Consider the following 5,557-nt stretch of genomic DNA (forward strand, 5'->3'; position numbering starts at 1 on the left):
CTCATCAAGGCGACTTTTACATCATAACTTATCTATAATCTCTTGTCAAACATTTTTCTGTTTAGCTTAAGAAGTTTATTTTTGATAAGTTGTCGTCCTCTTAAGGACAAGGAATAATATATCACGATAGCGAAACCAAGGCAATACTTTTTTAATTACTTTTTTTGTATTTTTATATAAAAAGCATTTATATGGCTTACCAATGACTTCTATTTAAGCAAAAAGACACTCTAAATAGCAGAGTGTCTTAGAGAAACTAAATAAGACTTATTAAATCATTATGAATGATTCTCAATGGATCGTTTCTTTTTAATTACTAACCGAACGGGAATGGAGAATAAGAGTATACCAACAATAATAATCATTCCCCCAACAATTTGATAGATATAGATACTTTCATTTAACAATAAATAAGCAAGTATTGTGGCCCCAACCGGTTCCAATAATATAGCTACAGAAATAACATTTGTACTTATATATTTTATAGACCAATTAAAGAGACTATGTCCAAGTAGTGTAGGGAAAATCGCTAATAACAAGAAATAAATCCAATTGTCGTTAGAAAAACCTACTAGCATCTCTCCATTAAGTAGTACGTATATAAGAAGAATCACTGAACTAAATCCATAAACAATAAATGTATAGCTTGTTAAAGTAAGTTTCTTTCTTAGAGATTGACCGATAAGCAAGTATCCCGTTACTAAAGCACAAGCTGCTAGTGCTAACATATCACCAAGTAATGCTTGTCCATCTACTTTAAAGTCTCCCCAGCTAATAATGAAACTACCCACCATAGCAATACTTGCAGCTATGATAGATTTTATTGAAATAACCTCTTTGAAAAATATATATGTACCGATGAAAGCAAAGATTGGTTGCAATGTAACTAATACAGTAGAACTTGCTACACTTGTATAGTTTAAGGATTCAAACCACAATATAAAATGTACAGCTAAAAATAGTCCAGACAGTAAGGATAGCCACCAATCTTTTCTATTGAAGTGATTTAAGTCAGCTTTACTTTTAAATAAAAAGTACGGAAGTAATAATATTGTAGAAAATAACAAACGATAGAAAGCAATAGTACCTGCATCAGCGCTTGATAGTTTCACAAATATAGCAGAGGTTGAAACAGATATGACTCCAATAATAAGGGATAGGATAGGCAGTGATTTATTCAATATACTCAACCTTTTTTAGTCTATTGTAACGAGTCTAGATGAAATTGAATAGAAGATATTTTCCTAAATTTAAATCTTGTATCTTAGAGATATGTTAGTCTAAAATTGTAGCTAGGAATGTTGAAAGTGAGGCAAAACTGAATGATTGAGATGACAAAAATGCTAGAAAATTGGCAGGTACACAACACCTTAGTACATGTAGTTTACGTCATCCCAAAAGTAGGAAGGCAAAATTTCTCGGGTAGAATTTTAAACTTTTCTTTCTTAGAGGAAAATATACTATTTTATAATGATGACCAAAAGTCAGTCATGTCCTTAACCCATCATCAAATTGAAAGTATTGACCCTTTCGAATAAACGAGTAGTATGAATTATGATATAACAAAGCTCTGAGAAGTTGATTCATCATGAATAGTAGAAGAGACAATAAAATCAACCATTGAGCTTATGATTTCAGGTAAACGATCTTCCCTCTTTACGACATGGAAGTATTCGACTAATTCACAAAGTTTTTTTGTTTGAGCCATAGATAGTTCATTTGAATAATTTAAAAGCATACTGAACAATGCTTTAAAATCATTCTCTTCATATGTATTCGATTGAATTCTCTGCTGTAGATTGTATAATGTACTTCGTTCATGTGCGGTAACTAAAAGGGAGTTGGTCATGTCATTTACCTCCTAAGCTGTGATATGATTTTACGTACTCATCATACAATACAGCTCATTACAAAAGCATTACAGAAAAAAAGCAATCTGTAAAAATTTTTTAAAAAATTTTTTTAGATCGCTTTTTTTGACAATATTATTTCAATGAATTTAATTTATCTTCATAAAAATCCATCTCTGAATATTTTCTTTCTTGTTCTAGGGCAAAAAGGATTTGCTCGTAGTATAATTCTTCATTTGGATGAATCTTGATTAAATATTTTAGCATATTAATCTCTTCAGAAGGATCCAGATCTTCGTCTAATAAATCTTCAATTATACTAGTGAGTTCCATTTCTATAGAAGAACGTAATTCAAGAACCCACTCATCATATAAACCAGGAAACAGCACTTCAGGTAGCCTCGCAATAAGTTCTACAACTTTAGCCGCTCTGTCGGAGTATGATACAAGCTTCAATTGTTCAATCTCATTTAATAAATTTTCTCCATCGGATTTAACACGAACAGATGTGACAATGAGGTCTCTACCAATATCAATATATTTAGATAAATCGTCACCTGTAAATCCTTCAATAATCGATTTTATATGGTTAAGAGAGACTCTTAATTGGTTCCTAGCCTTGGTTAATTCTAGGTCTGGCCAAAATACATCATAGAGCTGATCTCTTGTAACTTGTTGATGATATAAAATGTAACTGAAGATTTGTTTTGCTTTCCTTTGATTCCACTTTCCTTCTATTTCTTTTCCATCTAACAGTACTTTAAAGCTTGAAAGAAAATGAAGCTCAATCGTGTTTCTACTGTTGACTTGTCTTATTCCTAAGTTGACTATTGATTGTAATTCAAAATTTAATTTATCTACGTATCCTCTCCCTTTTAAAGAAGGCGGAGAGCCTAATACGTATTGGATTACAAAATCATCGAGGAGTTCTACTAACTGTTTAGGTGTATCAACCATTACAGCATTCCCCGCATTCGGGATGATAAGAAATCTTGAAGAATTTAGATACGTATCATCAAACAAGTGAAGCTTCGGTGGAAAAGTAGCGTCGAATTCACCAACTAACAGAAAAATTGGAAGATCTACATTTTTAAACTTCTCCGGAGAATATTCTTGTACGGAATTTTTACAAACTTTATAGAAATCTTTATAGGATCTTATATCCACTCGATTCATCATACCTTCGAGACGAGATTTTCTTTCCTCCGAAGCTATCACCGTTATTCCATCGATAATGCTTTTAAATACCTGTTGTTTCTTACCTTCTTCAATAGTAGCGAACCTCTTTCTCATTTCTTGTTCACCGATTTGAAAAGGCATAAAAATCGGGGTAGAAATAAGTGTTAATGATCGAACCCATTTCTTTTGTTTTAAAACGGCCTCTAATGCTATATTTCCTCCTCCAGCATAGCCAACTACATGACAAGAAGGAATATTTTCTGTAAAGAGAATATGTTCTATGTCAGAAAATATTAACGATAAAGAAAATCCAACATTCTCGCTTAGTTTATTTCTTCCGTGGCCTGGTAGATCGAATACAACAAGATTATATTTAGGTTTTAGGAACGGAATAATATCGTCCCACAAAGTGCTATCGCATCCTAGCCCGTGTATAAATAGAAATGTCTCTGCGTCCTTTTGTTCACATACTATATAATCATAGTAGGTTGTTTGACTATTTTCTAATAGTGTAATTGGCATTTATCTTAATCCTCTCTAACAGACTATTAGATATATTTTATCCCTATATTAGGAAATTGAACAGTTAAAAATAGCAGCCAAGGTTACGATTCCATTTTAAATCTTGCTATTTCTTCTTGGAGTTGTTCAGCCAATTGACTTAATCCTTTAGCAGAACTCTCTATTTCTTCCATCGTTGCAAGTTGTTCTTCACTGGCTGCTGAACTTTCTTGGTTGGATAAAGCACTTAGCTCAGCAACTTCTCGCACTACATCTACGGAATTAACAATATCACTGCTAATGAAGGCCATCTGTTCTACTGCATCAGAAACATCTTGAACCTTATCTGTTACACTTCCCATGTTGCCTTCAATTGTCCCAAAAGCATCCTCTACTTCATTCGTTAATGACATTCCTTGTTCAACTTGAGACGTCCCTTCTCTCATCACTGTCATGGCACGTTTTGTCTCTTCTTGAATTGATTCAATCATTCGCGTAATCTCTTGTGATGACTCTCTCGTTTGATCCGCAAGCTTTCTTACTTCATCCGCAACAACAGCAAAGCCCTTTCCATGTTCTCCTGCTCTCGCAGCTTCAATTGCTGCATTTAAAGATAATAGATTCGTTTGTTCTGCTACTTCTAATATAAGTTGGGTAATTTTACCTATTTCATTTGTTTGAGAGGATAACTGATTCACTACTTCAGATGAATGAAGAACAGTATCTCGTATTTTTTGCATTTGTTCAACCACATGCTGAACGTGATTTTTTCCTATCATACTTGCAGAATTAGCTTGATTTGCTACTTCTGACATTTCCACTGCTTTTATTGCCACTTGCTGTAATCCCATTGAAAGTTGATCTACTGATTCAGACACTTTCCTTACACTTGTTAACTGGTTTTCAGCCCCTACCGTAGATTCCTGAGTTAAAGAAGCCATATGATTGGTAGCTTTAGTTGTTTGCTCTGAACTCGCGTACAGTTCTTCAGAGGAAGCAGCGAGCTGCATAGATGAATCACTCACGGTTTTTAAAAATGAAGATAATTGTCGCTGCATGTCATTTAACGCATGCACCATTTCTCCTATCTCATCTTTCCCTTTGTACATAATGGTTGATCCAGATAAATCCCCTGTCGATACTTTCTTTAGTTCACTTGTCACTTTTTTGACTGGTCGTGAAATAAAAGTAGACACAAAGAATGCTATAGAAACTCCTAGAATAGAGCTTACGATTAAAAGAACAATCGTATTTATCCATATAGATTCCATAGAACCTTTTGCCTGTTCTCTTGCGCTTGCTACTTTATCTTCATTATATTCTACAAGCTGCGTTCCGTTTGCTTGAATATTAGTTAAAGCCATTTCGATTTCGTCACGCAATCGATTTATCTTAACGAGATCAAAAGTAGTGAGAGTAATAATTTCTTCTCCCTTGATATAGAACGTCTCCTTATGAGTAGACAGTCGATTATATAATGATTTTTCTTCTTCACTCGTTAATAGTGGTTCATACTCACTGTAATAGGAGTCCAATAAAGATAAAGCTTCCGCATATTCTTTTTGGTATTTACCTTGGTTAGAAGTATTTTCACTTCTAAGGGACTCCAGATAATCTACTAAAATACCATATGAACGTTCATGTTCCCCTTTAATTTCTAATGCTAACTGAATAGAAGGAACAGCTTGTTCGGTCATATTATTCATAGTAGAACGAAAGGAGTTCAGCTGAGTTAAGTTAAAAATACTTCCTCCAGCAAATATAATTAGGACAATAAGAAATCCACTACTAATTTTTTTTCCTATGGTAAAGGCAATTTTAGATGGTCTTCTCTCTTTAGAAGAGTTCTTTTTACCTTTAAGTCGAAATTTACTCATAAACACGTTTCTCTCTCCTCACTATTAAATTGTCTAATACTACTACTTTATGACTATATCGTCATAATCTTTCAATATGTTCAGTGTTTAGAGAAAAAAACGACAATTCTCTTCCTTATTGTTTCAAACAAAAAGAGCCATTGAAAATGG

5 protein-coding genes are annotated in these 5,557 nt (G+C 33.5%); 1 reads left to right on the forward strand and 4 read right to left on the reverse strand.

All coding sequences use genetic code 11. The features are described 5' to 3' along the window. Positions 1–278 precede the first annotated feature (278 nt). The gene (locus M44_RS01475) at positions 279–1,181 is read right to left on the reverse strand and encodes a DMT family transporter (protein ID WP_010170246.1); all 903 of its coding nucleotides are present in this window, start codon (positions 1,179–1,181) and stop codon (positions 279–281) included. A 141-nt stretch (positions 1,182–1,322) separates the two neighbouring features. On the opposite strand from M44_RS01475, the gene M44_RS01480 reads away from it, so the two are divergent. Further along, positions 1,323–1,538, forward strand: a complete 216-nt coding sequence (locus M44_RS01480) for a hypothetical protein (RefSeq protein ID WP_010170247.1) — start codon at positions 1,323–1,325, stop codon at positions 1,536–1,538. Between the two features lie 14 nt (positions 1,539–1,552). On the opposite strand, the gene M44_RS01485 is transcribed toward M44_RS01480, so the two are convergent. The 3 genes from M44_RS01485 to M44_RS24540 form a co-directional block, all read right to left on the reverse strand. Further along, positions 1,553–1,849, reverse strand: coding sequence for a hypothetical protein (locus tag M44_RS01485; RefSeq protein WP_010170248.1), 297 nt, complete (start codon positions 1,847–1,849; stop codon positions 1,553–1,555). 136 nt (positions 1,850–1,985) lie between these two features. Then, positions 1,986–3,551, reverse strand: a complete 1,566-nt coding sequence (locus tag M44_RS01490) for an alpha/beta hydrolase (RefSeq protein ID WP_010170249.1) — start codon at positions 3,549–3,551, stop codon at positions 1,986–1,988. A gap of 83 nt (positions 3,552–3,634) precedes the next feature. Then, on the reverse strand, positions 3,635–5,407 hold the full coding sequence (locus tag M44_RS24540; RefSeq protein ID WP_162013627.1) for a methyl-accepting chemotaxis protein: 1,773 nt from the start codon (positions 5,405–5,407) through the stop codon (positions 3,635–3,637). Between the last annotated feature and the right edge of the window lie 150 nt (positions 5,408–5,557).

The sequence above is a fragment of the Bacillus coahuilensis m4-4 genome (assembly GCF_000171615.1).
Classification (GTDB): domain Bacteria; phylum Bacillota; class Bacilli; order Bacillales; family Bacillaceae_K; genus Bacillus_T; species Bacillus_T coahuilensis.

Bases quoted from the DNA above. Each gene is read 5' to 3' on its own strand.
- M44_RS01480 (WP_010170247.1), top strand. From the start codon at position 1,323: ATGATTGAGATGACAAAAATGCTAGAAAATTGGCAGGTACACAACACC.
- M44_RS01485 (WP_010170248.1), bottom strand. From the start codon at position 1,849: ATGACCAACTCCCTTTTAGTTACCGCACATGAACGAAGTACATTATAC.
- M44_RS01490 (WP_010170249.1), bottom strand. From the start codon at position 3,551: ATGCCAATTACACTATTAGAAAATAGTCAAACAACCTACTATGATTAT.
- M44_RS24540 (WP_162013627.1), bottom strand. From the start codon at position 5,407: ATGAGTAAATTTCGACTTAAAGGTAAAAAGAACTCTTCTAAAGAGAGA.